Origin of the sequence: Pseudoroseicyclus aestuarii (assembly GCF_003217255.1) — a bacterium.
Classification (GTDB): Bacteria; Pseudomonadota; Alphaproteobacteria; order Rhodobacterales; family Rhodobacteraceae; genus Pseudoroseicyclus; species Pseudoroseicyclus aestuarii.
In genome coordinates, this window is record NZ_QJTE01000004.1 from 198,597 (window position 1) to 222,534 (window position 23,938).

Sequence of the window (23,938 nt, forward strand, 5' to 3'; positions counted from 1 at the left end):
GCATGGCCGATCCCTCCCGCAAGCTGCCGCTGGACGAGCGGCCCGAGCGCAGCATCGGCGACGAGATGCCGCCCGTGGACTGGCACCACGACCTCGGCGAGGAAGAGCTGGACCAGCGCTTCTCCACCGTCTCGTCCGAGGGGCAAAGCTACGGCGCCCTCGTCTGGCGCCGGCTGCGCCGCTCCATCCCCGGCGTGCTGGGCCTCGTGCTGGTGGCCCTGCTGCTGATCGTCGCGCTTTTCGCGCCCTTCTTCGCCCCGGTCGATCCCAAGGCGCCGAACGTCGCCTTCGCGCCGCCCGACGGCCTCAGTTGGCATGTCCCCGGCGAGGGCCCCGAGGCCGGCTGGCACCTGATGCCCGTCTCCTTCCCGCTGACAGAGGGCGCGGAGTACGATCCGATCACCTTCCAGCCGATCCTCTCGCCCGATTACGAGAACCCCCGGCAACTCGTCTTCTTCGCCAAGGGGTGGGAATACTCGCTCTTCGGGATCGAGATGTCGCGCCACTTCATCGGCACCGAGGGCGGCACGCCGCTGCACCTGCTGGGCACCGACAAGCTGGGCCGCGACATCCTGAGCCGGGGCATCGTCGGCAGCCGGATCAGCCTCGCCATCGCGCTGACATCCGTGGCTCTGATCACGGTGATCGGCACGCTGGCGGGCATCACCTCGGGCTATATCGGCGGTACCTTCGATCTGTGGTTCCAGCGCTTCGTCGAGGTCGTCCTCGCCTTTCCGCAGCTGCCGCTCTACCTCGCGCTTGCCACGCTGATCCCGGTGACGGCGCCCTCGGGGCTGTTCCTAACCTTCGTGGTGCTGGTGATCGTCGGCCTCGGCTGGGCGCAGCTGTCGCGCGAGGTGCGGTCGAAGACCCTCTCGCTCCGGCGCGTGGACTACGTGCGTGCCGCGCAGGCGGTTGGCGCGGGCGACGGGCGCATCATCACCCGGCACATCCTGCCCAATGTCCTGAGCCACGTGATCGTCTCGATCACGCTGGGCATCCCGACCATCGTGCTGCTGGAAAGCTTTCTCGGGTTCCTCGGCTTTGCCGTGAAGCCGCCGCTGATCTCCTGGGGGCTGATGCTTCAGGATGCCGGCACCTTCAGCGTGATCGGCAGCTACCCCTGGATCCTCTCGCCCGTGGGCTTCGTGCTGATCACCGTCTTCGCCTTCAACGCCCTCGGCGACGGTCTGCGCGACGCCGTCGACCCCTATTGAGGCCCGCCATGACCAAGATGGACAAGATAGAGCCGATCATCGACGCGCGGCACGTCGCCGTCAGCTTCAAGGTCGAGGGCGGAGAGGTCGAGGCCGTGCGCGACGTCTCGTTCCGGCTGTACCCCGGCCAGACCACCGCACTGGTGGGCGAAAGCGGATCGGGCAAGAGCGTCACCGCCCGCGCGATCATGCGCCTTCTGTCGAAGCGCGCGCGCCTCGGGGCCGAAACCCGCATCAGCTACGCCGGCGAGGATATGGCCAAGCTGTCGCAGACCGCGATGCGCCGGCTGCGCGGCAACCGCATCTCGATGATCTTTCAGGAACCGATGAGCTCGCTGAACCCGGTCTATACCATCGGCGCGCAGCTGGTCGAAGGCATCCGCCTGCACCAGAAGATGTCCCACAAGGCCGCCCTCGCCCGCGCGGTCGAGCTGCTGGACGAGGTGCGCCTGCCGGACCCCGAGGCGCGCGTGCAGCAATATCCGCACCAGCTGTCCGGCGGGCAGCGCCAGCGCGTGATGATCGCCATGGCGCTGGCGAACCGGCCCGACGTGCTGATCGCGGACGAGCCGACGACCGCGCTCGACGTGACGGTGCAGGCAGAGATCCTGCACCTGATCGACGACCTGAAGGAGCGGCTGGGCATGGGGGTGATCCTGATCACCCACGACCTGACCGTGGTGCGGCAGTTTGCCGACCACGTCTACGTCATGCAGCACGGCGAGGTGCGCGAAGAAGGCCCCTGCGCCCGCATCTTCGAGGCGCCGCAGCATCCCTATACCAAGCGCCTTCTGGCGGCAGAGCCGACCGGCAGGGCCGTGCCCATCGCCGATGCCTCCGAGACAGTGCTCTCGGGGCGCGACGTGCGGGTGGAGTTCATGCTGCGCCGGGGCGGCGCCTTTCGCGGCAGCTACCACCCGCTGATCGCGGTGGACGGGCTGACGCTGGACCTCAAGCGCGGAGAGACGCTGGGCCTCGTCGGCGAAAGCGGATCGGGCAAGACCACCTTCGGGCAGGCGTTGCTGCGGCTGAACCGGATGGACGCCGGCGAGGTGACCTTCCTCGGCGACCGGATCGACGGGCTCGAGCGGCGGCAGATGCGCCAGTACCGCAGCCGGATGCAGGTGGTCTTTCAGGACCCCTTCGCCTCGCTCAACCCGCGCATGAGCGTGCGGCAGATCATCGAGGAGGGCCTCGTGGTCAACGGCCTTGGCCGCACGGGGCGCGAGCGCTTTGCCCGCGTCCAGCAGGCGCTGCGCGACGCCGGCCTGCCCGACACCATCGCCCACCGCTTCCCGCACGAATTCTCGGGCGGGCAGCGCCAGCGCCTCGCCATTGCCCGCGCCATCGCGCTGGAGCCGGAGTTCATCCTGCTGGACGAGCCGACTTCCGCGCTGGACCTGTCGGTGCAGGCGCAGATCATCGCGCTTCTGCGCAAGCTGCAGGCCGAGCGGGGCCTGAGCTACCTCTTCATCTCGCACGACCTCAAGGTCGTGCGGGCCCTGTGTCACCGCGTGATGGTGATGCAGGGCGGCCGCATCGTGGAACAGGGCCCGACCGAGGATGTCCTGACACGCCCGCAAACCGAGTACACCCAGCGGCTTGTCCGCGCAGCCTTCGAGATTGCCACATGACTGTCATCACCTTCATCGGCGCCGGATCCACGGTCTTCACCAAGAACCTGACCGGCGACATGCTGCAACGCCCCTCCCTCGCCCAGGCCGAGATCCGGCTGATGGACATCGACCCCAAGCGGCTGGAGGAATCCGAGATCGTCGTGGGCAAGATGGCCAAGTCGCTGGGCAGCGCCGCCACGATCAAGACCTACACCGACCAGAAGCGCGCGCTCGATGGCGCCGATTTCGTCGTCGTCAGCTTCCAGATCGGCGGGTACGAGCCCTGCACCGTCACCGATTTCGAGGTGCCGAAGAATTACGGTCTGCGCCAGACCATCGCCGACACGCTGGGCATCGGCGGCATCATGCGGGGCCTGCGCACCGTCCCGCACCTGTGGTCGATCTGCGAGGACATGATGCAGCTCTGCCCGCAGGCGATCATGTTGCAATACGTGAACCCCATGGCGATCAACACCTGGGCCATCGGCGCGAAGTATCCGAGCATCCGCCAGGTCGGCCTGTGCCACTCCGTGCAGGGGACCGCCGAGGAGCTGGCCCGCGATCTCGATATCCCGATCGGCGAGATCCGCTACCGCAGCGCCGGCATCAACCACATGGCCTATTTCCTGCAGTTCGAGCATCGCCAGCCCGACGGCAGCTACCGCGACCTCTACCCGACCCTCAAGCAGGGCTACGCCGAGGGGCGCCTGCCCCGCTTCTCGAACCACTCGGACCGCTGCCCGAACAAGGTGCGCTACGAGATGATGTCGCGCCTTGGCTACTTCGTCACCGAAAGCTCGGAGCATTTCGCCGAATACGTCCCCTACTTCATCAAGCGCGACCGTCCCGACCTGATCGAGAAATTCGGCATCCCGCTGGACGAGTACCCCAAGCGCTGCGTCGAGCAGGTGGCGAACTGGCAGGCTCAGGCCGAGCGTTATCGCAAGGCCGAGACGATCGAGGTCAAGCCGAGCCGCGAATACGCCAGCGAGATCGTCAATTCCGTCGTCACCGGCGAGCCCTCGGTGATCTACGGCAATATCCGCAACCTCGGCTACATCCCGCAGCTGCCCGAGGGCGCGGCAGTCGAGGTGCCGGTGCTGGTCGACGGCACGGGCCTGCATCCCACCGTGGTGCGGGACATCCCGCCGCAGCTCACCGCGCTGATGCGCACCAACATCAACGTGCAGGAGCTGACGGTCGAGGCGCTGCTGCGCGAGGATCCGCAGTACATCTACCACGCCGCGATGATGGATCCGCATACCGCCGCCGAGCTGGACCTCGACCAGATCTGGTCCCTCGTGGACGAGCTTCTGGCCGCCCACGACGGTTGGCTTCCCGACTTCGCCCGCATCCAGACGCGCCGCGCGTCCTGAGACAGGAGAGTTCCATGTCCTTCCGCATCTGCATCATCGGCGCCGGCAGCGTCGGCTTCACCAAGAAACTCGTCTCGGACATCCTGCGGGTGCCGGAATTCTCGGGTGTCGAGTTCGCCCTGACGGATATCAATCTGCACAACCTCGACATGATCCGCCAGATCGTCGAGCGGATCATCGAGGCCAACGGCATGCCCGCCCGCGTCCTCGCCACCACCGACCGGCGCGAGGCGCTGACCGGCGCGCGCTACGTGATGAACTGCGTGCGGATCGGCGGGCTCGAGGCCTTTGCCGACGATATCCGCATCCCGCTGAAGTACGGCGTCGACCAATGCGTCGGCGATACCCTCTGCGCGGGCGGCATCCTTTACGGCCAGCGCGGCATTCCCGCGATGCTCGACTTCTGCCGCGACATCAAGGAGGTGGCGGAACCCGGCGCCTGGATGCTGAACTACGCCAACCCCATGGCGATGATGACCTGGGCGGCGCTGGAGACGGGCGTGAATGTCGTCGGCCTCTGCCACGGTGTGCAGAACGGCCATAGGCAGATCGCCCGCGCGCTGAAGGTGCCGATGGAGAGTGTGGACATCGTCTGCTCGGGCATCAATCACCAGACCTGGTACCTCGATATCCGCGTCGACGGCGTGCCCGTCACGCGCGAGCGGCTGACCGAGGCCTTCGAGGCGCATCCGGTCTATGCCCGCCAGGAGAAGGTGCGGATCGACGTGCTCAAGCGCTTCGGCTTCTATTCGACCGAAAGCAACGGGCACCTGTCGGAATACCTCCCCTGGTATCGCAAGCGCCCCGAGGAGATCATGGACTGGATCTCCACCGACGACTGGATCCACGGCGAAACGGGCGGCTACCTGCGCTACACCACCGAGAACCGGAACTGGTTCGAGACGGATTTCCCGAAGTTCCTCGACGAGGCCGGGCAGGATCTGTCCAAGGCGCCGCGCACTGATGAGCACGCCAGCTGGATCCTTGAGGCGATGGAAACGGGCCGCCCCTATCGCGGGCATTTCAACGTCCGCAACGGCGGCACCATCACCAACCTGCCCGAGGATTGCATCATCGAAAGCCCCGGCTGGGTCGACCGCTTCGGCATCAACATGATCGAGGGGGTCGAACTGCCGCTCGCCTGCGCCGCCACCTGCAACGCCAGCGTCAGCGTCCAGCGGATGAGCGTGCGCGCCGCGCTGACGGGCGATGTGGAGCTGCTGAAACAGGCGGTGCTGCACGACCCGCTGGTCGGCGCGATCTGCACCCCGGACGAGGTCTGGCAGATGGTCGACGAGCTGCTCGTCGCGCAGGCCGAGTACCTGCCGCAATATGCCCATGCCATCGAGGGCGCGAGGGCGCGCATGGCCAATCCCAAGGTGCAGACCCGCGACTGGGAGGGCGCCGCCCGCCTCACCGTCCGCTCGGTCGAGGAGCTGCGCGCCGCCAAGGGCAAACCGGCCGAGGAGGCAGACCTCGGCACCCGCGTGATGAGCTAGGGCCGCGGCCCGCCCCTGCGGCGCAAGCCGCCCGCGCCGGGCGCGCGGGGCCCTTGCGGCCCCCGAAGCCCGGCGCGCCCCCCTCAGCCGGGCGTGTGTCCCGTCTCGCGGATCACGTCGCGCATGCGCGCTTCCTCCTCGCTCGCGACGGGGACCGCGCCGATCAGCTGGCGCGTGAACGCCGCCTGCGGCGCGGTGAAGATCGCCTCGGTGGTGCCGGTCTCGACCTTCTCGCCGCCGACGAAGACGCTGATCCGGTCGGCCAGCGCCCGCACCACGGCCAAATCGTGGGTGATGAAGATATAGGTCAGACCGCGCTCGCGCCGCAGCCGGTCCAGTAGCGCCAGCACCCGCGCCTGCACCAGCACGTCCAGCGCCGAGGTCGGCTCGTCCAGCACGATCAGGTCCGGCTCCGCCGCCAAGGCGCGCGCGATGGCCACGCGCTGGCGCTGCCCGCCGGACAGCGAGGCGGGGGTGCGGCGCGCCATCTCGGGCTCCAGCCCGACCTCTTCCAGCAGCGCCTCGACGCGGGCGGGCCGCTCAGACCGCGCGCCGATGCCATGCACGTCCAGCGGCAGCCGGATCGAGGCGCCGATCCGCCGCCGGATGTTCAGCGAGGACAGCGGGTTCTGCTGCACCAGCTGGATGCGCCGCCGCATCGCGCGAGGCCGGGTTTGGCCCAGCGGCGCGCCGTCGAACAGCATCTCGCCCGCGCTGGCCGGGTAGATGCCCAGCACGATGTTCGCCAGCGTCGACTTGCCCGACCCGCTTTCGCCGACCACGGCGTGACACTCGCCGCTCGCGACCTCCAGATCGACGTCCTTGAGCGCCTGCACCCGGTGATCGCCGACGACAAAAGTCTTGCCCAGCCCGCGGGCCTGAAGAAGGGGGCCCTCGGTCATGCCGTCACCTCGCCGGGTTCCGCGCAGCCGTCGTGCACCAACAGCGGATCTGCGAAGGCCTCTGCCCCCTGCGGCAGATCGGGAAGCCCGCCGCCCAGCAGCCGCGGCGCCGCCGCCAGCAGCGCCTTGGTGTAGGGATGGCGCGGATCGCTGAAAAGCTGCTCGGTGCGCCCGTGCTCCACGATGCGACCCCGGTAGATGACATAGACCCGATCCGCGAATTCCCGCACCACCGAGAGGTTGTGCGAGATGAAGAGGACGGCGGTCCCGCGTGAGGTCACAAGATCGTCCATCAACCGCAGCGTCTGCGCCTGCACCGTCACGTCGAGCGCGGTACCCGGCTCGTCCGCCAGCAGCAGCTCCGGCCCGTTCGCCAGCGCCATGGCGATCATCACGCGCTGGTTCATGCCGCCCGACAGCTGGAAGGGATAGCTGTCCAGCGCCCGCGCGGGATCGGGGATCTGCACCTCGGCCAGCGCGGCCTCGGCCCGGCGGCGGGCCTCCTGCGCGCGCAGGCGCTGGCCGCCGGCCCGCAGCACCTGCTCGAAGATCTCGCCGATGCGGAACACCGGGTTCAGCGCCGAGGTCGGATCCTGGAAGATCATCGTCACCCGGTGCCCGCGCATCGCGGCAATCCGCGCCGGGCTGCGCGTCGCGTCATGGCCCAGCACCTCGATCAACCCCTCTGCCTCGGTGCCCTTTTCCTGCTGCAGCCGCGCCAGCGCGAGCTGCGCCGTCACCGACTTGCCAGAGCCGCTTTCGCCCACCAGCGCGACCTTCTCGCCCGCGTTCACATGCAGCGAGATGCCGTGCAGCACCTCCGTCCTCTGGCGCCCCTTGCGGAAGGCCAGATGCAGGTCGCGTACCGTGAGAACCGGATCCGCCATCGTCACACCTCCGCGTCGAAGGCTTCGCGCAGCCCGTCGCCCAGCAGGTTGAACCCGAGGACGAGGACCATGATCGCGAGCGCTGGGAAGATCGACAGCCACCAGGCGTCGGGCATGTATTTCGCGCCATCCGCCACCATGGACCCAAGGTCCGGCGTCGGCGGCTGCACCCCCAGCCCGAGGAACGACAGCGAAGAGACCATGAGGACGACGAAGCCCACGTCCAGCGTCAGCTTGGTCAGGATCGCCGGGGCGCAATTGGGCAGGATCTCGCGCGTCATCACGTGCAGGGGCGAGGCGCCGATCACCTCGGCCGCCAGCACGTAGCCCTCGCGCGCCTCGGAGCGGACGACGTTGTAAACGAGCCGCGTGTACCAGGGCCACCACATCGCGGTGACCGCCAGCATGGCATTGGTCAGCGTCGCGGGCAGAAAGCCCATGATCGCCATGGCCAGCACCAGCGGCGGGATGGCGAGGAAGACATCCGTCAGCCGCATGATCGCGAATTCGACCCAGCCGCCGAGGTAGCCGGCCATCAGGCCCAGCGCCACGCCGATCGGCATGGAGATCGCCAGCACCATCGCCGCCATGACCAGCGAGAGGCGAAAGCCATAAAGGATGCGCGTCAGCACGTCGCGCCCGATGGTATCGGTGCCGAACCAATGCGCCGCCGAGGGCGCCTGATTGATCGCCATGAAATCGCCGATCGGCCCGACATGCGCCGGGTACGGCGCGACGAGATCGGCGAAGACGGCAAGCCCGACGCAGAGCGCCACGAGGACGAGGCCGATGATCGACAGCGGGTTGCTGCGAAACTCGGTCAGCGCGACGGAGGAGGTCTTGCTGCTCATCACTTGCCCCTTTTCTCGGCCAGCCGCAGGCGCGGGTTGATGATCGAGACGATCAGGTCGACGACGAGGTTGGTGATCAGGAACATCGCCGCGATCACCAGCACCACGCCGACGATGGCATCGAGGTCCTTGCGCAGGATCACCTCGACCCCGTAGCGCGACAGGCCCGGCCAGACGAAGACCCGCTCCACCAGAAAGGCATTGGCCAGCATTGCCGCGAAATCGAGACCCAGCACCGTCAGTGTCGGAATGAGCGCCGGGCGGAAGGCATAGCGGCGGGCAATCCGCCCCTCCTTGAAGCCATAGGCGCGCGCCATCTCGATATAGGGCTTGCGGTAGGTCTCGATCATCGAGGACCGCGTCAGCCGCGCCGATTGCCCGATGCCCGACAGCGCGAGCGCCGTCGCCGGCAGGATCAGGTGATACAGCGCGTTGAGCATGGTGCCGAACTGGCCGGTCAGCAGCGCGTCCACGGTGTAAAGGCCGGTGATGTCAGGTGGCGGCGCGACGCCGGTCGAAAGCCGCCCCTCCAGCGGGAAGATCGGCCAGACATAGGCCAGCAGAAGCTGCAGGATCACGCCCCAGACGAAGGCCGGGGTGCAGACCGCCAGCACCGAGAGGAACCGCGCGAGGTGGTCCGGCCCGCGCCGCTGGTGCCGCGCCGCCAGCCGCCCCAGCGGCAGGCCGACCAGCACCATCATCAGGCCGGCGATGAAGACCAGCTCCAGCGTGGCGGGCAAGTAGGCGGCGATGTCCTGCAGCACCGGCCTGCGGGTATAAAGCGAGGTGCCCAGATCGCCCCCCGCCAGGTCGCGCAGGAACCAGCCGTATTGCACGATCAGCGGGTCGTTCAGATGCCGCTCCTCGCGCAGCGCCTCCACCGCCTCGGCGCCGGCATTGGGGCCCAGAGCGATGCGCGCCGGATCGCCCGGCACGACCCGCGCGACGAAGAAAATCAGGATCGACACGCCCGCCAGCACCAGCAGCGACAGCGCCAGCCTGTGGATCAGCAGTCTGAGGATCGGTGACATGACGCCTCCGCTCGGGTGGCAGGGGTGCAGGGTTCAGCATGGCAGGGCGGGCGACACCGCGAGGGCCGCCCGCCCGATGGATCAGCCGTCGATCTGCGCGTCCTTGAACAGCATCCCGTAGCCCGAGATGGCGAAGCGCCTGTCGTCCTGCTCGAGGTTGGGCAGCGAGACGCCGTTGCGCAGGGCATAGACCGGGTTCGCCTCGTAGGCCCAGATCCCCGGGGCGAGGTCGCGCAGGCGGTCCGAGAGGGCATCGTAGATCGCGGCCCGCGCCTCGGGGTCGGTCTCGCTCCGGCCTTCCTCGAGAAGGCGGTCGACCTCCTCGTCGGCGAGGTAGGTCGAGGAGATCCAGGTCGGCGGCAGGGTCGAGCTGAACATGTTGTAGGCCAGCGAATCCGGGTCCGGCGTCCGGGCCGAGATCGCGATCTCGATCGCATGGGGCGCGGTCTCGGGATCGGTGACCTGCTGGGTGATCAGCGCCCAGGGCGTGCGCGTGACGTTCACCTGAAAGCCGAGCTGGCTGAAGGTCGCCTGCATCAGCAGGGCGATCCGCTCGCGCGCCGGCACCTCGGCGATCCAGGCGATGTCGAGCGGGTACTCGGCCGGGTCGTACTGACATTCGGCCAGCGCCTCCTGCGCCGCCTGCATGTCCTGCGTCGGCGCCCGGCGCTCGGGATCAGAGCCGTAGAAGCCCTGCGGCATCGGGCCCGACATCGGGATGCCCTGCGCCACCCCTTCGGTCACGGTCAGAAGATGCAGCGTCGTGCCGTAGTCATAGGCCAGGCTCAGCGCGCGGCGGCAGTTCACGTCGTCGAGCGGCGCGCGCCGGGTGTTGAGCATGATGTATTCGCCGGTCCCGCCCGGCTCCGTCTCGAGGTGGACGCCGCCCTCCTCGTTCAGCGCCTTGAGCACTTCGGGCGGCAGCCACTGCGAGGTGACGTCATGCTCGCCCCGGCTCATCAGCGCGCGCACGGTCGATGCCTCGAGCGAGTAGCGGTAGGTCACCTGCTCGGGCGCGGCGGGATCCACGGGGTCGCCGTCGTAGTTCGGGTTCGGCACGAGGACCGTCTCGATCTGCGGATCGTGCTCGGCGATGATGTAGGCGCCCGATCCGGCGCTGTTGGCCGAGATCCAGTCAGAGGCATAGCCGCCATTCTCGCCGTAGGGCCCCTCGCCCAGATGCTCCTGCGCCAGCGTGCTGTCGATCACCGAAAGCTGCACCAGCGCCGAGAGGAAGGGCGCGAAGGGCTCGGTCAGGGTGAAACGGACGGTGCTGTCGTCCACCGCCTCGACGCCCTCGACGCGCCCCTCGAACAGGGACGCCGGCCCCTGCCCCATCGCCATCAGCCGCTCGAAGGACCAGACGACGTCCCCAGCCGTCACCGGGTTGCCCGAGGCGAAACTGGCGCCGTCGCGCAGGGTGAACTCGTAGGTCAGCCCGTCGATGGTCCAGTCGCTGGCCAGCCAGGGCTGCACGCCCGCCTCGCCCTGCGCGGGATAGACCAGCGGCTCGTAAAGGTTCACGGCCAGGACGGTATCGGCGTAATCGGTGCCCTTGGCGGGATCGATCTCGCCCACGGCGGATTCGTCCAGCCGCAGCACCCGCTCCTGGGCCGTGGCGAGGCCGGGCAGAAGCGCCGCGGCGAGGATGCTCGTTCCGGCAAGAAAACCGGGCGAGATGGATCGTGTCATTGGCTGGTCCCTCCGTTCTTTTTAAATTGTCTTTCGGCCGGGGCGGCGCCCCAGCCGCCGCCGTTCGCCGTCTCGATCAGCAGCGCGTCGCCCGGGCGCATCACCACGCCCGAGGCGAAGGCGAAGCGGTCCTCGCCGCCCTCAGCCCGCTGCAATGTCACGCTGTTGCGCCCGCCGGGCACGCCGCCGTTGCCGCCCCAGACCGGCACGCGGGTGTGCGAATAGCCGACCGAGAGCTTGGCCTCGCCGCGCGGGCGGTAGCAGGTCGACAGCCCCCGCCCGCCCCGGTGACGCCCCTGCCCTGCGGTGCTGTCGGACAGGCGGCGCCAGCCGACATCGATGCCGTAGCGCGCCTCGCAGATCTCGACCGGGCAGTTGAAGGTATCGCCGTGGTTGGTCGAATACATCGCGTCCAGCCCGTCACGCGTCGCCGTGGCGCCCCAGCCGCCCATCTGCGGCTCGACCATGGTGAAGGGGCGCTGCGTGTCGGGATGGCGCCCGGCGATGACGGTGCCGCAGATGCTGGCGAAATGGCCCGCGGGCAGCCGGTCCGGCATGACCTGCGCCATGGCCTGCCACAGCATGTCCGAGAGGCGAATCCGCGTCTCGGAGTAGTAGCCATGCGGCGCCGGGGCCTCGGCCTCGAAGATGGAGCCGGGGCGGGTCAGTACCTTCAGCGGGCGGAAGGAGCCTGCATTGGCGAAAAGCGCGGGATCGGTCAGCACCTTGAAGATCAGCTGGCAGGCGATGCGCGTGCCGTCCGCCGAGGTGTTGTGCGGCGCCGCCTTCTGCTCCGGCGCATCGCGCAGATCGACGGTGAAGCTGTCTTCGGCAATCGTGATCTCTGCGGTCCAGACCTCGCCCCCGTCCTGCTCGACCGCGGCGTGGTAGGTGCCCTTGGGCAGGCTCTTCAGCCCCGCCAGCGCCCGCGCCTCGCCCTCGGCGAAGGCGGCCTCGATCGCCTCCTGCAGGACATCCGCCCCGTAGCTTTCCGCCATCTTCTGGATCGGCCGCGCGGCGCGGCGCCCGGCGGAGATCTGCGCCCAGAGATCGCCCGAGGCGAAATCCGGCAGGCGCGAATTGGCGGCGATGATGTCGAAGACCGGCTGGATCTTCCGCCCCGCCTCGAAAAGGCGGACGCAGGGCAGGCGCAGCCCTTCCTGAAAGATCTCGGTCGCATCGGCGGGCATGGAGCCGGGGGTCATCCCGCCCACGTCGTTCCAATGCGCGATGGAAGCGGTCCAGGCGACGAGCCGGCCTTCGGCGAAGACGGGCTGCGCCACCACCACGTCGTTCAGATGGGTGACCCCGCCCCAGTAGGGGTCGTTGGTCACGAAGACGTCGCCCTCCTGCACCGTGCCCTCGTGCAGCGCCACGATCCGCTTCACCGCCTTGTCGAGCACGCCGACGAAGCCCGGGATTCCCGCGCCCGAGGAGACGATCTCTCCGCCCGGGTCGGTGACGCCGGTGCCGACGTCGAGAACCTCGTAGATGATCGGGCTCATCGCGGTCTTCTTCAGCACGGCGAACATCTCGTCCGCCGCCGCCGAGAGGCCCGCCTGGATGACCGAAATGGTGAAGGGATCGGAGGTCATCAGCCCTCCACCACCACGGCGTCGCGCGGCAGCTCGGAAAAGCGCACCGGGCCCTCTGCAGTCAGGTAGACGATTTCTTCCAGCCGCAGGCCGAACCTGCCCTGCTGGTAGATGCCCGGCTCGATCGAGAAGACCATGCCTTCTTCCAGCACGGTCTCGGCGGCGCCGGTCAGGTAGGGCGGCTCGTGCACCTCGATCCCCAGCCCGTGGCCGGTGCGGTGCAGGAACAACTCGCCGTAACCCTTGGAGGCGATGTAATCGCGCGCCGCGGCATCGACGGCGCGGGCCGGAACGCCGGGCCGCGCGGCGGCCATCGCCGCCTCGACCGCGCCGTCGACGATGGCGTGGATCTCGTCGAAGCCCTCGGGCTTTTCGCCGACCACCGCCATGCGCGTGATGTCCGAGGGCATCCCGCCCAGCCGCGCGCCGATGTCGATGACGATGGCATCGCCGCGCTTGATCCGCGTCTCGCCGGTCTGGTGATGCGGGAAGGCGCCGTTGCCCCCCGCGCCGACGATGCAGAATTCAAGGCTCGCGCCCTGCTCGGCGAAGCCCTGCTTGATCACCTGCCCCAGCTCGGCCTCGGTCATGCCGACGCGGATCGCGGCAAAGGCGCGGCGCATGGCCTCGTCCGCCGCGAGGGCGCTGGCCTTGAGCGCGGCGCGCTCGCCCTCGTCCTTCTTCATCCGCAGCCGGCCCAACGTGCTCTCGGTGAAGCGATGCGCGGCGCCGGGCAGACGGCCCAGCAGCGCGAGGGCGAAGTCGGCGCGCATCGCCTCGTCCAGCGCGACCTCAGCCGCACCCTGCCCGCCCACGGCGGCAAGCGCGGCATCCAGCGCAGCGCCCGGCCCCTGATCGTCGGTCCAGCCATGCATCGGCAGATCGGTATGCTGCCCGGCGCTATCCGCCTCGAGCGCGGGCATGGCGAAGGCGGCGCCCTCTTGCGTCACAAGCAGAAGCAGCAGCCGCTCGTCGCCATGCGGCTGAAAGCCCAGCAGCCACTTCATGTGCGGCCCCGGCCCGAGGGCCAGAAGATCGACCCCCTCGGCGTCCATCGCGCCGCGCAGGGCCGCCAGCCGGGTTTCGCTGCGGGTCTGGTCGGCCATCATGCCTCTCCCTCGTAGCCGTAGACCTCGCGCGCGCGGTCGCGCGTCAGCAGCCCGTCGCGGATGTCTGCGGCGATCTTGTCATGCGGGCGGTCCTTCGGATCGCCCATGCCGCCGCCATTGCCGGTGAAGACGCGGATGACGTCGCCCGGCTTGGTCGGCAGGCCCGAGACGAAGGCGAAATCCTGCGCCTCGCCGTCCTGCGGCAGGAAGCGGACGAAGTTCGGGCTGCCGTCGCGCCCGCCGTCAAGCCCCCAGGCCGGAAACTTCGACCGGGTATAGCCGACGGTCAGGTAGCCGCCCTCGCTGGCGCGGGTGCGGTAGTCGATGACCACGCCGCGCCCGCCGGTCTCGCGCCCCTCGCCGCCGGGGGCGGTGTTCAGCTCCATCCGGTCGATGGTGACGCCGTTGCGGGCCTCGTTGATCTCGGCCGGGCAGTTGTAGGTCTCTCCGTGGAAGGAGGAGAAGATGGCCGAATTGCCGTCGCTGCCGCGCGCGGCGCCCCAACCGCCCACCTGCGGCTCGATGATGGTATACTGCCGACCGGTGTCCGGGTGGATGCCGCCGATGAAGGTGCCGCAGACGCTGGCGAAATGCCCCGCCCCCAGCCGGTCCGGCATATGCGGCGCGAGGCAGCGCCAGATCAGGTCGTAGGCCCGCAGCTCGATCTCGTAGTAAAAGCCCATCGCCGCCGGCGCCTGCGCGTCGAAGGTCGATCCCGGCCGGGTCAGCAGGGTGATGGGGCGGAACGAACCCGCGTTGGCGAGGCCCTGCGGGTCGGTCAGCGATTTGAAGATCATCTGCGAGGCGACCATGACCCCGTCGCGGCAGGAGTTCACCGGCCCGCTCGACTGGTCGGGATTGTCGCGCAGATCGACGGTGAAGCTGTCCTCGGTGATCTTGATCTTCACAGTGAAGACGCGGCCGTCGTCCTGCTCCTCTGACAGCGCGAAGCTGCCCTTTGGCAGGTCTTTCAGCGCCCGGCGCGACACGGCCTCTCCGTGATCCATGTACTGCACCAGCGCCTGTTCAAAGGCATCGGCGCCGTATTTGCCGGCCATCTGCTGCAGCCGCTTCGCCCCCACCCGGACCGAGGAGATCGCGGCCCAGACGTCGCCTTCCAGCACGTCGGGCATCCGTGAATTGACCTTGAGGATGTCGAAGACGGGGCGGATCGGGCGGCCCGCCTCGATCAGCTGGATCGCGGGCAGGCGCAGCCCCTCCTGGAAGATCTCCGTCGCCTCGCCGGTGAGAGAGCCGGGCGCCATGCCGCCGACGTCCGAGTTATGGGCGATATTCGCGGTCCAGGCGATCAGCCGGCCTTCGGCGAAGACCGGCATCGCGACGATAATGTCGTTCAGATGCGTGACGCCGCCGTGGAAGGGATCGTTGGTGACGTAGACATCGCCCTCGCGCATCTGCTCGACCGGGTTGCGCGCGATGATGGCTTTCACCGCCTTGTCGAGCACCCCGACGAAGGCCGGGATGCCGGCGCCGGAAGAGGCGATCTCGCCTGCCGCGTCGGTGATCCCGGTGCCCATGTCGAGCACCTCGTAGATGATCGAGGACATCGCCGTCTTCTTCATCGCGACAAACATCTCGTCCGCCGCCGCCTGAAGCGAGTTCTGGATGATCTCGCTGGTGATCGGATCGAGCGTCATGCCGCCCCCTCTGCCGCGCGGTCCTCGGCGGCGATCAGCACGTGCAGGTTGCCCCAGCGGTCCATATGGGCGCTGTTGCCGGGGTGGATGACGATAGTGGTGCCCGGATCCTCGACCACGGCGGGGCCGTCGAAGGCCATGCCGGGGCGCAGCGCCTCGCCATCGTAGATATCTGCCTCGTGCTGGCCTTCGGTGGCGTAATCGACCACGCGCCGGCCCTTCAGCGCCGCGCTGGCTGGGGTATCGACGGGCTCCGCCTCGACCGGTTTCAGCTTGCCCACTTCGGCAGAGGCGATGACATGCAGCCCCACCATCTCGACCGGCGCGTCGAGGCGATAGGTGTATTCCTTCTCGTAGGCGGCGTGGAAATCCTCGGCTATGCGCGCGAGCGCGCCTTCCGTCACCGGCCCCTCCAGCGGCACCTCGACCGTATGCTCCTGGTTCTGGTAGCGCAGCTTGCCGAAGCGGCGCAGGTGCAGCTTGTCCTCGGGCACGTTCTCCTGCGCGAACTGCGCGCGGGCGCCATCCTCGACCTGCGCGAAGCGGTCCTCGACCGCGGCGGCGGCGCCCTCGCCCAGGTCTACCAGCGCGGTCAGGAAGTAGTCGCGGCGCAGGTCGGACATCATCATCCCCCAGGCCGAGAAGACGGCCGCGCCGGCGGGGATCACCACCTTCTTGACGCCCAGTTCCTGCCCCAGCGCCACGGCATGCATCGCCCCGCCGCCGCCGAAGGCCACGAGGACGAAGTCGCGCGGATCGTGGCCCCGGTTCAGGCTGACCAGCTTGAGCGCGTTGACCATGTTGTTGTTGGCGATGCGCACGATGCCCTGCGCCGCCGCGTCGCGGTCTAGGCCGAGGCTGTCGGCCACGCCCTGCAGCGCGCTGCCCGCGGCCTCCATGTCGGCCTCGATGGCGCCGCCGCAGAAATAGTCGCGGTTGATCCGGCCCAGCCAGAGGTTGGCATCCGTCGTCGTCGCCTGCGTGCCGCCCTTGCCGTAGGCCGCCGGCCCCGGCATCGCGCCCGCCGATTGCGGCCCGACATGCAGCTTGCCGAAATCGTCGACCCAGGCGATGGAGCCGCCGCCATTGCCGATTTCCACGAGATCGACCACGGGCACCATGATCGGATAACCGGCCGAGCTGCGATCCCGCTCGATCCAGTAATCGGTCATGATGGTGACCTCGCCGTTCTCGATCAGCGAGCACTTGGCCGTCGTCCCGCCGATATCGAGGGCGAGAACATTCGGCTCGCCGATCATCTTGCCCAGTTCCGCCGCGCCCCAGAAGCCGCTGGCCGGGCCGCTTTCGACCATGGTGATCGGGATGCGGGCCGTCGCCTCGAGGCTGTCGACACCGCAGTTCGACTGCATGACGTAAAGCTGGCCGGCGAAGCCGTCCTCCTTCAGCCCCCGCTCCAGCCGGCCGAGGTAGCGTTCGGCGACGGGTTGGACGTAGGCCGAGAGGACGGCGGTATTGCCGCGCTCGTACTCACGCCATTCGCGGCTGATCTGATGCGCGCCGACGACCGAAACCTCGGGCCAGAGGGCGCGCAGACGCTCGATCACGGCCAGCTCATGCGCGGGATTGGCATAGGCGTGCAGCAGGGAGACGGCGATGGCCTCGACCCCTTCGGCCTTGAAATCCGCGACGATGCCGTCGAGCGGCGCGAGATCCAGCGCTTGGGATTCCTCGCCGAGGTAGGTCATGCGCCCCGGCACCTCGCGGCGCAGGTGGCGCGGCACGAAGGGCTTGGGCTTTTCGTAATGCAGGTTGAAGAAGTCGGGCCGGTTGCCGCGCGCGATCTCAAGCGTGTCGCGGAAACCTTCGGTGGTCACGAGGCCGACCTTCACGCCCTTGCGCTCGGTCAGGGCGTTGATGACGACCGTCGTGCCATGGGCCATGAAGTCGATGGTCCCGGGCTCCACCCCGCCCTTCTTCAGCACGTCGCGCACGCCCTGCTCGAAGTCGGGCGGCGTGGTGTCGGACTTGGCCGTGGTGATCCGGCTCTGCCCCGTGGCGGTATCGGTCTCGAAGCAGACCATGTCGGTGAAGGTGCCGCCCACATCCGTCGCCACGCGAATGGTCCGGGCTTTGTCGGTTCTGGTCATGGTCCCTCGGCATTTGGTGGCATCTCCCGCGCCCGCAGCAGGGCCAGCGCGCCGGGCGCGACCAGGCAGGCGGCATGCTCGACGCGCGCGGCGGTATAGTGGCCGGCCTCGTGCAGGCAGTTCAGCGTGCCCAGCACGCGCCCCTCCACGACGACCGGCAGGTTCATGCAGCTTTCGCAGCCAAGGCTCTGGATCAGCGCGTGATCCGGGAAATGCTGCGCGATCTCCTCGATGCTGTTCATCACCGCCGGCTCGTGCCAGTCCAGCACCCGCTGGCCCCAGTCCGTTTCCGGCGCGGGCTTCGTGCCCTGCGGCGGATAGGCCTCCGGCATGCTGGACCAGGTCCGGCTGGCCATGCGCGTCTCGGGATCGAAGGTCATGACGGTGAAGAGGCGCACCCCCACCTCCTGCTGCGCCAGCGCGCAGAGGGCGGCGAACAGCTCCTCTCGGTCCTGCCCGGCCAGCGCCCGCGCGAGATCGGCCCAGGCAGTCATGCCGGGTCCTTCGGCGCGGCGCGGCGCGCGTCCTCGTGGCCCGCGTGAAGGCCCGGCCCCTCCGAATCCTCGGCGATGCGATCGCCGAAGACATCGATGGTGCAGACATGCAGCAGCAGGGCGGTACGGTTGGTGTGATTCCAGGTCGAATGCCGCCGCCTGGACGAGAAGTGCAGGCTGTCCCCCGGCGACAGCACGATCTGCTCGCCCTCCAGCTCGACGGTGATGCTGCCGTCGAGCATGTAGAACATCTCCTCCCCGTCGTGCCGCTGCGGCTCGGTCCGGTTGCCCGGCGGCTCGTGCATGAGGACCGACGAGAGAGTCGAGCCGGGAAAGGTGGTGCTGATCCGCTCGTAGCCCCTGCCGTTCCGATCCGGCCGAAGCGTCAGGAGCGGGCGCTGCGCGTTGCGCGAGGCCTGCGGCGCCACCGAGACTTCGGGCAGCACCTCCTGCACCGGGATCTTCAGAACGCGGCAGATATTGTGCAGCGAGGTCAGCGAAGGGACCGTGATGTCGCGCTCGGCCTGGCTGATGAAGCCGATCGACAGGCCGGAGCCGACCGCGACCTCCCGCAAGGTCAGGTTCAGCTCCCGGCGCCGCTCGCGCAGGCGGGCGCCGAAAGCGGGGTGAGCGGTCCGTTGCTCGGGCTCGGTGGCGCCGGTCATGACGGCCGGGCGTGTTGGTGTTTCGACAGGGTCATGGTGAGTTTGCTCCGCATGGTACATCGGCGGCAGATGCCGCCTATAGACGGAACCCGAAGTATTGCTTCGCGCGCAACGTGCAAAGGTGCCTCCGGCACGCATCGGGCGGCGCAGACCCCGCGCCCCGCCGTCGCCATGCGAAAGGTTTTCACCTGAAACGGACACCGTTCCTCATCCCCGGAAGCGCTTGTTACCGGATGAGACTGCACCATGTTTTAGTATTGGTGCAATTATACTTTTATTAAAAGTTCGCGCCTCGCGGCCCCTGCCTAAGTTTTGATCTTTCCGGAGCGAAAAGGCAGCGGTGCGCCGGTTCGGCGACCACTTTGGCTGCAGGCCGCGGCGGCTGCCCGCCGCGGCAGGAAACCGGGCCCTGCGTCAGCCCTCCAGCAGGACGACCTTGGTCAGGTGACGCGGGGTCTCGGTGTCGATCCCCTTCAGCAGCGCGACCTTCTCGCCCAGCAGCTGCAGCGCCGGCAGCACCCGCAGACCCTGCCGCAAATCACCCTCGGGCGCCGTGCCGAGCGCCAGGGTGCCGGGGCCGCCGAGGCCGAGCACCCGTGCCCCCTTCGCCTCGAGCTCGGCGGCCAGCGCCGCCTGCTCTGCCCCGCCCTCTGCCGCGTAGAGCATCACCGCGAGCGTGCGCTCGTCGGTCAGGGAGATCGGGCCATGCCGGAACTCCATCGGGTGGAAGGCCTGCGCGGGATTGATGCTCATCTCCATCAGCTTGAGCGCGCCTTCGCAGGCGATGCCGTAAAGCGGCCCGGCCCCGAGGAAGACGTGATGGGTGCAGCCCTCGATCAACCCCGGCTCGGCGTCGAGGGCCTGCATCAGCGCCTCGGCTTCGGCGATGTCGTCCATCGTGAGCGTGACGCCGATCATCCGCAGCCCGCCCAGAAGCATCAGGCTGGCGGAGGTGCTCATCACGATGCCCTCGCGCGAATCCGTGGGCAGGTAAAGCCGGTGCTCCGCCGCCTCGAGGATCGGCGAGTCTTCCTCGCAAGAAATCGCGACGGTCGTCAGCCCGCGCCCGCGCGAGGCGCGCAGCGCCGCCACCGTCTCGGTCGTCGTGCCCGAACGCGAGAGGCCGATGACCGCCGCACCCGCCTCCTGCGGCAGGTAAGCGCCGGGGCGGTTCAGCCATTCCGCCCCCGGCACCGCCAGCGCGGCCAGCCCCGAAAGGTTGGCCGAGGCCGCCAGCGCCTGCGCAAGGTAGTAGGAGGTGCCGCAGCCCACGAAGACCAGCGGCGCGCCGACCCGCGCGAGGTCCGGCACCTCGATCTCGAGGGCGGCGCGCAGGTAGTCGAACTGGGCGCGGATGACGGTTTCGGTGGTGGATGTCATGATCTCTCCTGGTCTGTGGCCTTGGTGGGAACGGGGCCGGAGGCGCCGGGCAAGGGCGCCAGCGCGAGATCCACCCCCAAGTCGGTCAGGCGGCGGCGCCATTCGGCGGGCAGCCCCGTATCGGTCACCAGCTGCAGGCCATTCCCGACAGGCGCCACGCGATGCGTCAGGTAGCGCCCGAATTTCGAGGAATCGGCCAGGATCACCGGCTGTGCCGCCCGCTCCAGCGTCAGCGCGTTCAGCTGCGCCTCGCGCGGATCGGCGGTATAGATCGCGGCATCCTCGCCCAGCGCGCCCATGCCGATGAAGGCCCGGTCGAAGCGCAGGTGCCGCAGCGCCGCCTCGGCCAGCGGCCCGACGGTCGAGGCGTTCTCGGGCCGGATCGTGCCGCCCAGCAGCGTCACCTCGACGGGCGCGACGTCGGCGAGCACCTGCGCCACCGGCAGGCAATTGGTAAAGACGCGCAGCGGCAGCGGCCGCAGGCGGATCAGCCGCGCCAGCTGCAGCACCGTCGTCCCCGCGTCGAGGAAGACCGCCTCGCCCGGGCGCAGCAGCCCATGGGCCACCTCGCCGATCGCGCGCTTCTCCTCCAGCCGCTGGCCTTCGCGCAGGGCGAAACCGACCTCGCGGCCTGCCTCCTCGGCGATGCTGGCGCCGCCATGGCTGCGCGTGATCGCCCCATCGGCCTCGAGCGCGGCCAGATCGCGCCGCACCGTCGGCTCGGAGGCCGCGACCGCCACGGCGATCTCGCCCACGGTCAGCCTGCCGCGGGCGTAGAGAAGCTGGCGGATCGCCGTCGCGCGGTCGCTTTTCATGGCAGGCCATCCTCGCTGCGTCACGATGAAGGGTGACGCAGCGAGTGATCACGGTCAATCAGATTCCTGATCTATTTCGATCACAATGACCGAAGTCATGATCATTCAGGATCGGCCTGCACCTCCTGCCGCTGCGTGCCCAGCCCCTCGATCCCCAAGGTCACGTTGTCGCCGGCCTTCAGGAACTGCGGCGGTGTGCGGCCCATGCCGACCCCCGGCGGGGTGCCGGTGGAAATCACGTCGCCCGGATGCAGGCTCATGAACTGCGACAGGTAGCTGACCAGATGCGCCACGCCGTAGACCATGGTCGCGGTGCTGCCGTCCTGCATCCGGTTGCCGTTCACGTCGAGCCACATGCCCAGCGCCTGCGGATCGGCCACCTCGTCGCGGGTGACGAGGAAGGGGCCGAGCGGTCCGAAGCTGTCGCAGCTCTTGCCCTTGGTCCACTGGCCGGCGCGTTCGCTCTGGAACGACCGTTCCGAGACGTCGTTCGCCACGGCGTAGCCGGCGACGTAGTCCAGCGCCTCGCTTTCGGGGACGTATTTCGCGTGGCGCCCGATGATCACCGCCAGCTCGACCTCCCAGTCGGTCTTCTCGCTGCCGCGGGGCAGCAGGATCGGATCGTTCGGGCCGCAGATCGCGCTGGTCGCCTTCATGAAGATGATCGGCTCCGGCGGCACCGCGGCGCCGCTTTCGGCGGCGTGATCCGCAAAGTTCAGCCCGATGCAGATCATCTTGCCGGTGCCGCCGACGCAGGCGCCCAGCCGTGTCCCCTCGGGCACCGGCGGCAGCCCCTCGGCATCGATCCGCGCCAGATCGGCAAGCCCGGCATCGCCCAGCACTGCGCCGCCGATATCCGCCACATGCCCCGTCAGGTCGCGCATCTGCCCCTGCGCATCGAGGATGCCGGGCCGTTCTTGCCCGCGCAGGCCATGCCTGAAGAGTTTCATCTCGTCCCTTTCCGTTTCCACCGGGGTGCCCCGGCTTCGGGCGCAGGGTCGGGCCACGGGCCGCCGCCGTCAATGTCGAAGCCGGGCCTCAGCCCGCCTGCCGCGCATGGCGGCCCGGGCCGTCGTAGTCAGCCTGGTTCCGCTCGATCGCGTCGCAATTCACCGCCGACCACTGGCACAGCGCGAAGAGCGGCTGCACCAGCGTCTCGCCCAGCGGCGTCAGGCTGTATTCGACCTGCGGCGGCATCCGCTCGGCAAAGACCTCGCGCCGGACAAGGCCGTCGCGCTCCAGCCCGCGCAGGGTGACGGTCAGCATCCGCTGAGAGACGGTCTCGATCTCGCGGCGGAGCTGGTTGTAGCGCTTCGGCCCCTCGGAGAGGACCAGCACCGTCAGCGCCGCCCACTTGTTCCCGACATGCGACAGGATCGGCGAGATCCGGTCGCAGTCCCCGGGTACAGACATGTGCCCTAGCTTCATCGGCGTGCCTCCTTGAGCCGTAGTCGGCGCATCTTTACCGGATGTAACGCACCAGAAGTAACCACCCCGATCAGGAGATTCACCGATGTGTGACCTGTGCCGCTCTGCCGGCCCGACCCGCCGCTCGTTCCTCAGGTATGCCGCGGCCGGCGCGGCGAGCATGGCCGCGATGCCCGCCTTTTTGACAGGCTCCGCCGCCGCGCAGGGCCTGCCGCAGGGCATCGGCACCGAAGGGCGCCGCACGCTGATCCGCGGCGGCCATGTGATGAGCATGGACCCGGCGGTCGGCGATTTCGCGCGCGGCGACGTGCTGATCGAGGGCCGCCGCATCCTTGAGATCGCGCCCAGCATCGAGGCGCCCGACGCCGCCGTGATCGAGGCCGAGGGCCGCGTCGTGATGCCCGGCTTCATCGACACGCATCACCACCAGTTCGAGACCGCGCTGCGGTCCTTCCTGCCCAACGGCATCATGTTCGGCACGCCGGACCGCGAGGGCGCGCGCAGCTACCTGGAGGATATCCTGGGCAAGCTCGCCCCGGTCTACCGCCCCGAGGATGTCTATATCTCTGAGCTGTTCGGCGGCATCAGCCAGCTCGACGCGGGCGTGACGACGGTGCACGACGTCTCGCAAATCCACCATTCTCCCGCCCATTCCGACGCGGCCATCCGCGGCCTGCGCGATGCGGGCCGCCGCGGCGTCTTCGGCTACTTCGAAGGCGCGGGCCCCGAGGCGCAGTACCCGCAGGACGCCCGCCGCATCCGCGATGAGCACTTCGCCTCGGACGACCAGCTTCTGACGATGACCATGGGCGGCGAGGCCTATCTGCCGGGCGTCGATCCGCTGGACCTCTGGCGTCTTGGACAGGACCTCGACCTGCCGATCGCGCTGCATGTCGTCGGCAGCCTCGGCATGGCCGAGACGATGGACCGGCTGATCCCCGAGTTCACCGACCGCCACCTCTTCATCCACATGACCGGGATGAGCGATGCCGCCTGGGAGCGCACGCGCGAGGTCGGGGCGCATGTCTCGCTCTCGGTGCCGATCGAGATGCAGATGCGCCACGGCATGCCGCCGATCCAGAAGGCGCTGGACATGGGGATCGCGCCCTCGCTGTCGGTCGATGTCGAATGCACGATGACCGCCGATCCCTTCACCCAGATGCGCAGCGCGATGACGCTGCAGCGGGCCTTTGCCAATCAGGCCGCGCTCGAGGGGGCGGCGGATGCGCCGAGGCTTCTGACCGCGCGCGACGTGCTGGAATTCGCGACGTTGAACGGCGCGAAGGACCTCTGGCTCGACCGCAAGGTGGGCAGCCTCACCCCCGGCAAGGAGGCCGACATCGTCCTTCTGGACGCGCAGGCGCTGAACGTCGCGCCGCTGAACAACGTGCCCGGCGCGGTGGTGACGCTGATGGAACGCTCGAACGTCGAGACGGTGCTCGTCGCCGGCGAGGTGAAGAAGTGGCAGGGCGAGATGGTGGGCGTCGATGTCGCGGCGCTGCGCGACCAGATCACCGCCTCGCGCGATCATCTCTTCGAGGCCGCGGGGATCGAGCAGGCGCTCTTCGACTAGACCCGTCAGGGCGCCCTGCCCCCCCGGACGGGGCGCCTTTCA

Annotated in this window: 20 protein-coding genes; 5 read left to right on the forward strand and 15 right to left on the reverse strand. The window is 68.8% G+C overall.

The window, feature by feature from the left end:
* The first annotated feature begins 2 nt into the window (after window positions 1–2).
* The 4 genes from DFP88_RS12815 to melA (DFP88_RS12830) are packed head-to-tail and all read left to right on the forward strand — an operon-like array spanning window position 3 to window position 5,708.
* On the forward strand, window positions 3–1,217 hold the full coding sequence (locus DFP88_RS12815; RefSeq protein WP_220032334.1) for an ABC transporter permease: 1,215 nt from the start codon (window positions 3–5) through the stop codon (window positions 1,215–1,217).
* Window positions 1,218–1,234: 17 nt separating this feature from the next.
* The gene (locus DFP88_RS12820; protein WP_110815248.1) at window positions 1,235–2,851 is read left to right on the forward strand and encodes an ABC transporter ATP-binding protein; all 1,617 of its coding nucleotides are present in this window, start codon (window positions 1,235–1,237) and stop codon (window positions 2,849–2,851) included.
* A complete protein-coding gene (melA, locus tag DFP88_RS12825) occupies window positions 2,848–4,209 on the forward strand; it encodes an alpha-glucosidase/alpha-galactosidase (RefSeq protein WP_110815092.1) in 1,362 nt (453 codons plus the stop codon). Before DFP88_RS12820 ends, melA (DFP88_RS12825) begins: the two co-directional genes overlap by 4 nt.
* A gap of 14 nt (window positions 4,210–4,223) precedes the next feature.
* Complete coding sequence (gene melA / locus DFP88_RS12830) at window positions 4,224–5,708, forward strand: alpha-glucosidase/alpha-galactosidase (RefSeq protein ID WP_110815093.1); 1,485 nt, start codon at window positions 4,224–4,226, stop codon at window positions 5,706–5,708.
* Between the two features lie 83 nt (window positions 5,709–5,791).
* Here the strand turns inward: melA (DFP88_RS12830) and DFP88_RS12835 are convergent, their stop codons facing one another.
* The 15 genes from DFP88_RS12835 to DFP88_RS12905 form a co-directional block, all read right to left on the reverse strand.
* A complete protein-coding gene (locus tag DFP88_RS12835; RefSeq protein WP_110815094.1) occupies window positions 5,792–6,610 on the reverse strand; it encodes an ABC transporter ATP-binding protein in 819 nt (272 codons plus the stop codon).
* Window positions 6,607–7,497 (reverse strand): ATP-binding cassette domain-containing protein, encoded by an 891-nt coding sequence (locus DFP88_RS12840; RefSeq protein ID WP_110815095.1) that lies wholly within the window; start codon window positions 7,495–7,497, stop codon window positions 6,607–6,609. Before DFP88_RS12840 ends, DFP88_RS12835 begins: the two co-directional genes overlap by 4 nt.
* A 2-nt stretch (window positions 7,498–7,499) precedes the next feature.
* The gene (locus tag DFP88_RS12845; RefSeq protein WP_110815096.1) at window positions 7,500–8,348 is read right to left on the reverse strand and encodes an ABC transporter permease; all 849 of its coding nucleotides are present in this window, start codon (window positions 8,346–8,348) and stop codon (window positions 7,500–7,502) included.
* Window positions 8,348–9,379, reverse strand: a complete 1,032-nt coding sequence (locus DFP88_RS12850; RefSeq protein WP_110815097.1) for an ABC transporter permease — start codon at window positions 9,377–9,379, stop codon at window positions 8,348–8,350. Before DFP88_RS12850 ends, DFP88_RS12845 begins: the two co-directional genes overlap by 1 nt.
* A gap of 81 nt (window positions 9,380–9,460) precedes the next feature.
* The gene (locus tag DFP88_RS12855) at window positions 9,461–11,071 is read right to left on the reverse strand and encodes an ABC transporter substrate-binding protein (protein WP_110815098.1); all 1,611 of its coding nucleotides are present in this window, start codon (window positions 11,069–11,071) and stop codon (window positions 9,461–9,463) included.
* On the reverse strand, window positions 11,068–12,666 hold the full coding sequence (locus DFP88_RS12860; RefSeq protein ID WP_110815099.1) for a hydantoinase B/oxoprolinase family protein: 1,599 nt from the start codon (window positions 12,664–12,666) through the stop codon (window positions 11,068–11,070). The genes DFP88_RS12855 and DFP88_RS12860 overlap by 4 nt, the downstream gene beginning before the upstream one ends.
* The gene (locus tag DFP88_RS12865) at window positions 12,666–13,772 is read right to left on the reverse strand and encodes a M24 family metallopeptidase (RefSeq protein ID WP_110815100.1); all 1,107 of its coding nucleotides are present in this window, start codon (window positions 13,770–13,772) and stop codon (window positions 12,666–12,668) included. Before DFP88_RS12865 ends, DFP88_RS12860 begins: the two co-directional genes overlap by 1 nt.
* Window positions 13,772–15,433 carry a hydantoinase B/oxoprolinase family protein gene (locus DFP88_RS12870; RefSeq protein WP_110815101.1) on the reverse strand — a complete coding sequence of 554 codons (1,662 nt, stop codon included), beginning with the start codon at window positions 15,431–15,433 and terminating at the stop codon, window positions 13,772–13,774. Before DFP88_RS12870 ends, DFP88_RS12865 begins: the two co-directional genes overlap by 1 nt.
* Window positions 15,430–17,541, reverse strand: coding sequence for a hydantoinase/oxoprolinase family protein (locus tag DFP88_RS12875; protein WP_110815102.1), 2,112 nt, complete (start codon window positions 17,539–17,541; stop codon window positions 15,430–15,432). The genes DFP88_RS12870 and DFP88_RS12875 overlap by 4 nt, the downstream gene beginning before the upstream one ends.
* The gene (locus DFP88_RS12880) at window positions 17,538–18,035 is read right to left on the reverse strand and encodes a GAF domain-containing protein (protein ID WP_110815103.1); all 498 of its coding nucleotides are present in this window, start codon (window positions 18,033–18,035) and stop codon (window positions 17,538–17,540) included. Before DFP88_RS12880 ends, DFP88_RS12875 begins: the two co-directional genes overlap by 4 nt.
* Window positions 18,032–18,700 (reverse strand): helix-turn-helix domain-containing protein, encoded by a 669-nt coding sequence (locus tag DFP88_RS12885; RefSeq protein WP_181418641.1) that lies wholly within the window; start codon window positions 18,698–18,700, stop codon window positions 18,032–18,034. Before DFP88_RS12885 ends, DFP88_RS12880 begins: the two co-directional genes overlap by 4 nt.
* 414 nt (window positions 18,701–19,114) lie before the next feature.
* The gene (locus DFP88_RS12890; protein WP_110815105.1) at window positions 19,115–20,080 is read right to left on the reverse strand and encodes an SIS domain-containing protein; all 966 of its coding nucleotides are present in this window, start codon (window positions 20,078–20,080) and stop codon (window positions 19,115–19,117) included.
* Entirely contained in the window at window positions 20,077–20,895 is an 819-nt protein-coding gene (locus DFP88_RS12895; protein ID WP_110815106.1) for a DeoR/GlpR family DNA-binding transcription regulator, read from the reverse strand. The genes DFP88_RS12890 and DFP88_RS12895 overlap by 4 nt, the downstream gene beginning before the upstream one ends.
* Before the next feature lie 101 nt (window positions 20,896–20,996).
* The gene (locus tag DFP88_RS12900) at window positions 20,997–21,845 is read right to left on the reverse strand and encodes a fumarylacetoacetate hydrolase family protein (protein WP_110815107.1); all 849 of its coding nucleotides are present in this window, start codon (window positions 21,843–21,845) and stop codon (window positions 20,997–20,999) included.
* Between the two features lie 88 nt (window positions 21,846–21,933).
* A complete protein-coding gene (locus tag DFP88_RS12905) occupies window positions 21,934–22,308 on the reverse strand; it encodes a winged helix-turn-helix transcriptional regulator (RefSeq protein ID WP_245904811.1) in 375 nt (124 codons plus the stop codon).
* Between the two features lie 100 nt (window positions 22,309–22,408).
* On the opposite strand from DFP88_RS12905, the gene DFP88_RS12910 reads away from it, so the two are divergent.
* Window positions 22,409–23,896 (forward strand): amidohydrolase family protein, encoded by a 1,488-nt coding sequence (locus tag DFP88_RS12910; RefSeq protein ID WP_110815109.1) that lies wholly within the window; start codon window positions 22,409–22,411, stop codon window positions 23,894–23,896.
* Window positions 23,897–23,938: the final 42 nt, after the last annotated feature.

Bases quoted from the DNA above. Each gene is read 5' to 3' on its own strand.
- DFP88_RS12815 (WP_220032334.1), top strand. From the start codon at position 3: ATGGCCGATCCCTCCCGCAAGCTGCCGCTGGACGAGCGGCCCGAGCGC.
- DFP88_RS12820 (WP_110815248.1), top strand. From the start codon at position 1,235: ATGGACAAGATAGAGCCGATCATCGACGCGCGGCACGTCGCCGTCAGC.
- melA (WP_110815092.1), top strand. From the start codon at position 2,848: ATGACTGTCATCACCTTCATCGGCGCCGGATCCACGGTCTTCACCAAG.
- melA (WP_110815093.1), top strand. From the start codon at position 4,224: ATGTCCTTCCGCATCTGCATCATCGGCGCCGGCAGCGTCGGCTTCACC.
- DFP88_RS12835 (WP_110815094.1), bottom strand. From the start codon at position 6,610: ATGACCGAGGGCCCCCTTCTTCAGGCCCGCGGGCTGGGCAAGACTTTT.
- DFP88_RS12840 (WP_110815095.1), bottom strand. From the start codon at position 7,497: ATGGCGGATCCGGTTCTCACGGTACGCGACCTGCATCTGGCCTTCCGC.
- DFP88_RS12845 (WP_110815096.1), bottom strand. From the start codon at position 8,348: ATGAGCAGCAAGACCTCCTCCGTCGCGCTGACCGAGTTTCGCAGCAAC.
- DFP88_RS12850 (WP_110815097.1), bottom strand. From the start codon at position 9,379: ATGTCACCGATCCTCAGACTGCTGATCCACAGGCTGGCGCTGTCGCTG.
- DFP88_RS12855 (WP_110815098.1), bottom strand. From the start codon at position 11,071: ATGACACGATCCATCTCGCCCGGTTTTCTTGCCGGAACGAGCATCCTC.
- DFP88_RS12860 (WP_110815099.1), bottom strand. From the start codon at position 12,666: ATGACCTCCGATCCCTTCACCATTTCGGTCATCCAGGCGGGCCTCTCG.
- DFP88_RS12865 (WP_110815100.1), bottom strand. From the start codon at position 13,772: ATGGCCGACCAGACCCGCAGCGAAACCCGGCTGGCGGCCCTGCGCGGC.
- DFP88_RS12870 (WP_110815101.1), bottom strand. From the start codon at position 15,433: ATGACGCTCGATCCGATCACCAGCGAGATCATCCAGAACTCGCTTCAG.
- DFP88_RS12875 (WP_110815102.1), bottom strand. From the start codon at position 17,541: ATGACCAGAACCGACAAAGCCCGGACCATTCGCGTGGCGACGGATGTG.
- DFP88_RS12880 (WP_110815103.1), bottom strand. From the start codon at position 18,035: ATGACTGCCTGGGCCGATCTCGCGCGGGCGCTGGCCGGGCAGGACCGA.
- DFP88_RS12885 (WP_181418641.1), bottom strand. From the start codon at position 18,700: ATGACCGGCGCCACCGAGCCCGAGCAACGGACCGCTCACCCCGCTTTC.
- DFP88_RS12890 (WP_110815105.1), bottom strand. From the start codon at position 20,080: ATGACATCCACCACCGAAACCGTCATCCGCGCCCAGTTCGACTACCTG.
- DFP88_RS12895 (WP_110815106.1), bottom strand. From the start codon at position 20,895: ATGAAAAGCGACCGCGCGACGGCGATCCGCCAGCTTCTCTACGCCCGC.
- DFP88_RS12900 (WP_110815107.1), bottom strand. From the start codon at position 21,845: ATGAAACTCTTCAGGCATGGCCTGCGCGGGCAAGAACGGCCCGGCATC.
- DFP88_RS12905 (WP_245904811.1), bottom strand. From the start codon at position 22,308: ATGTCTGTACCCGGGGACTGCGACCGGATCTCGCCGATCCTGTCGCAT.
- DFP88_RS12910 (WP_110815109.1), top strand. From the start codon at position 22,409: ATGTGTGACCTGTGCCGCTCTGCCGGCCCGACCCGCCGCTCGTTCCTC.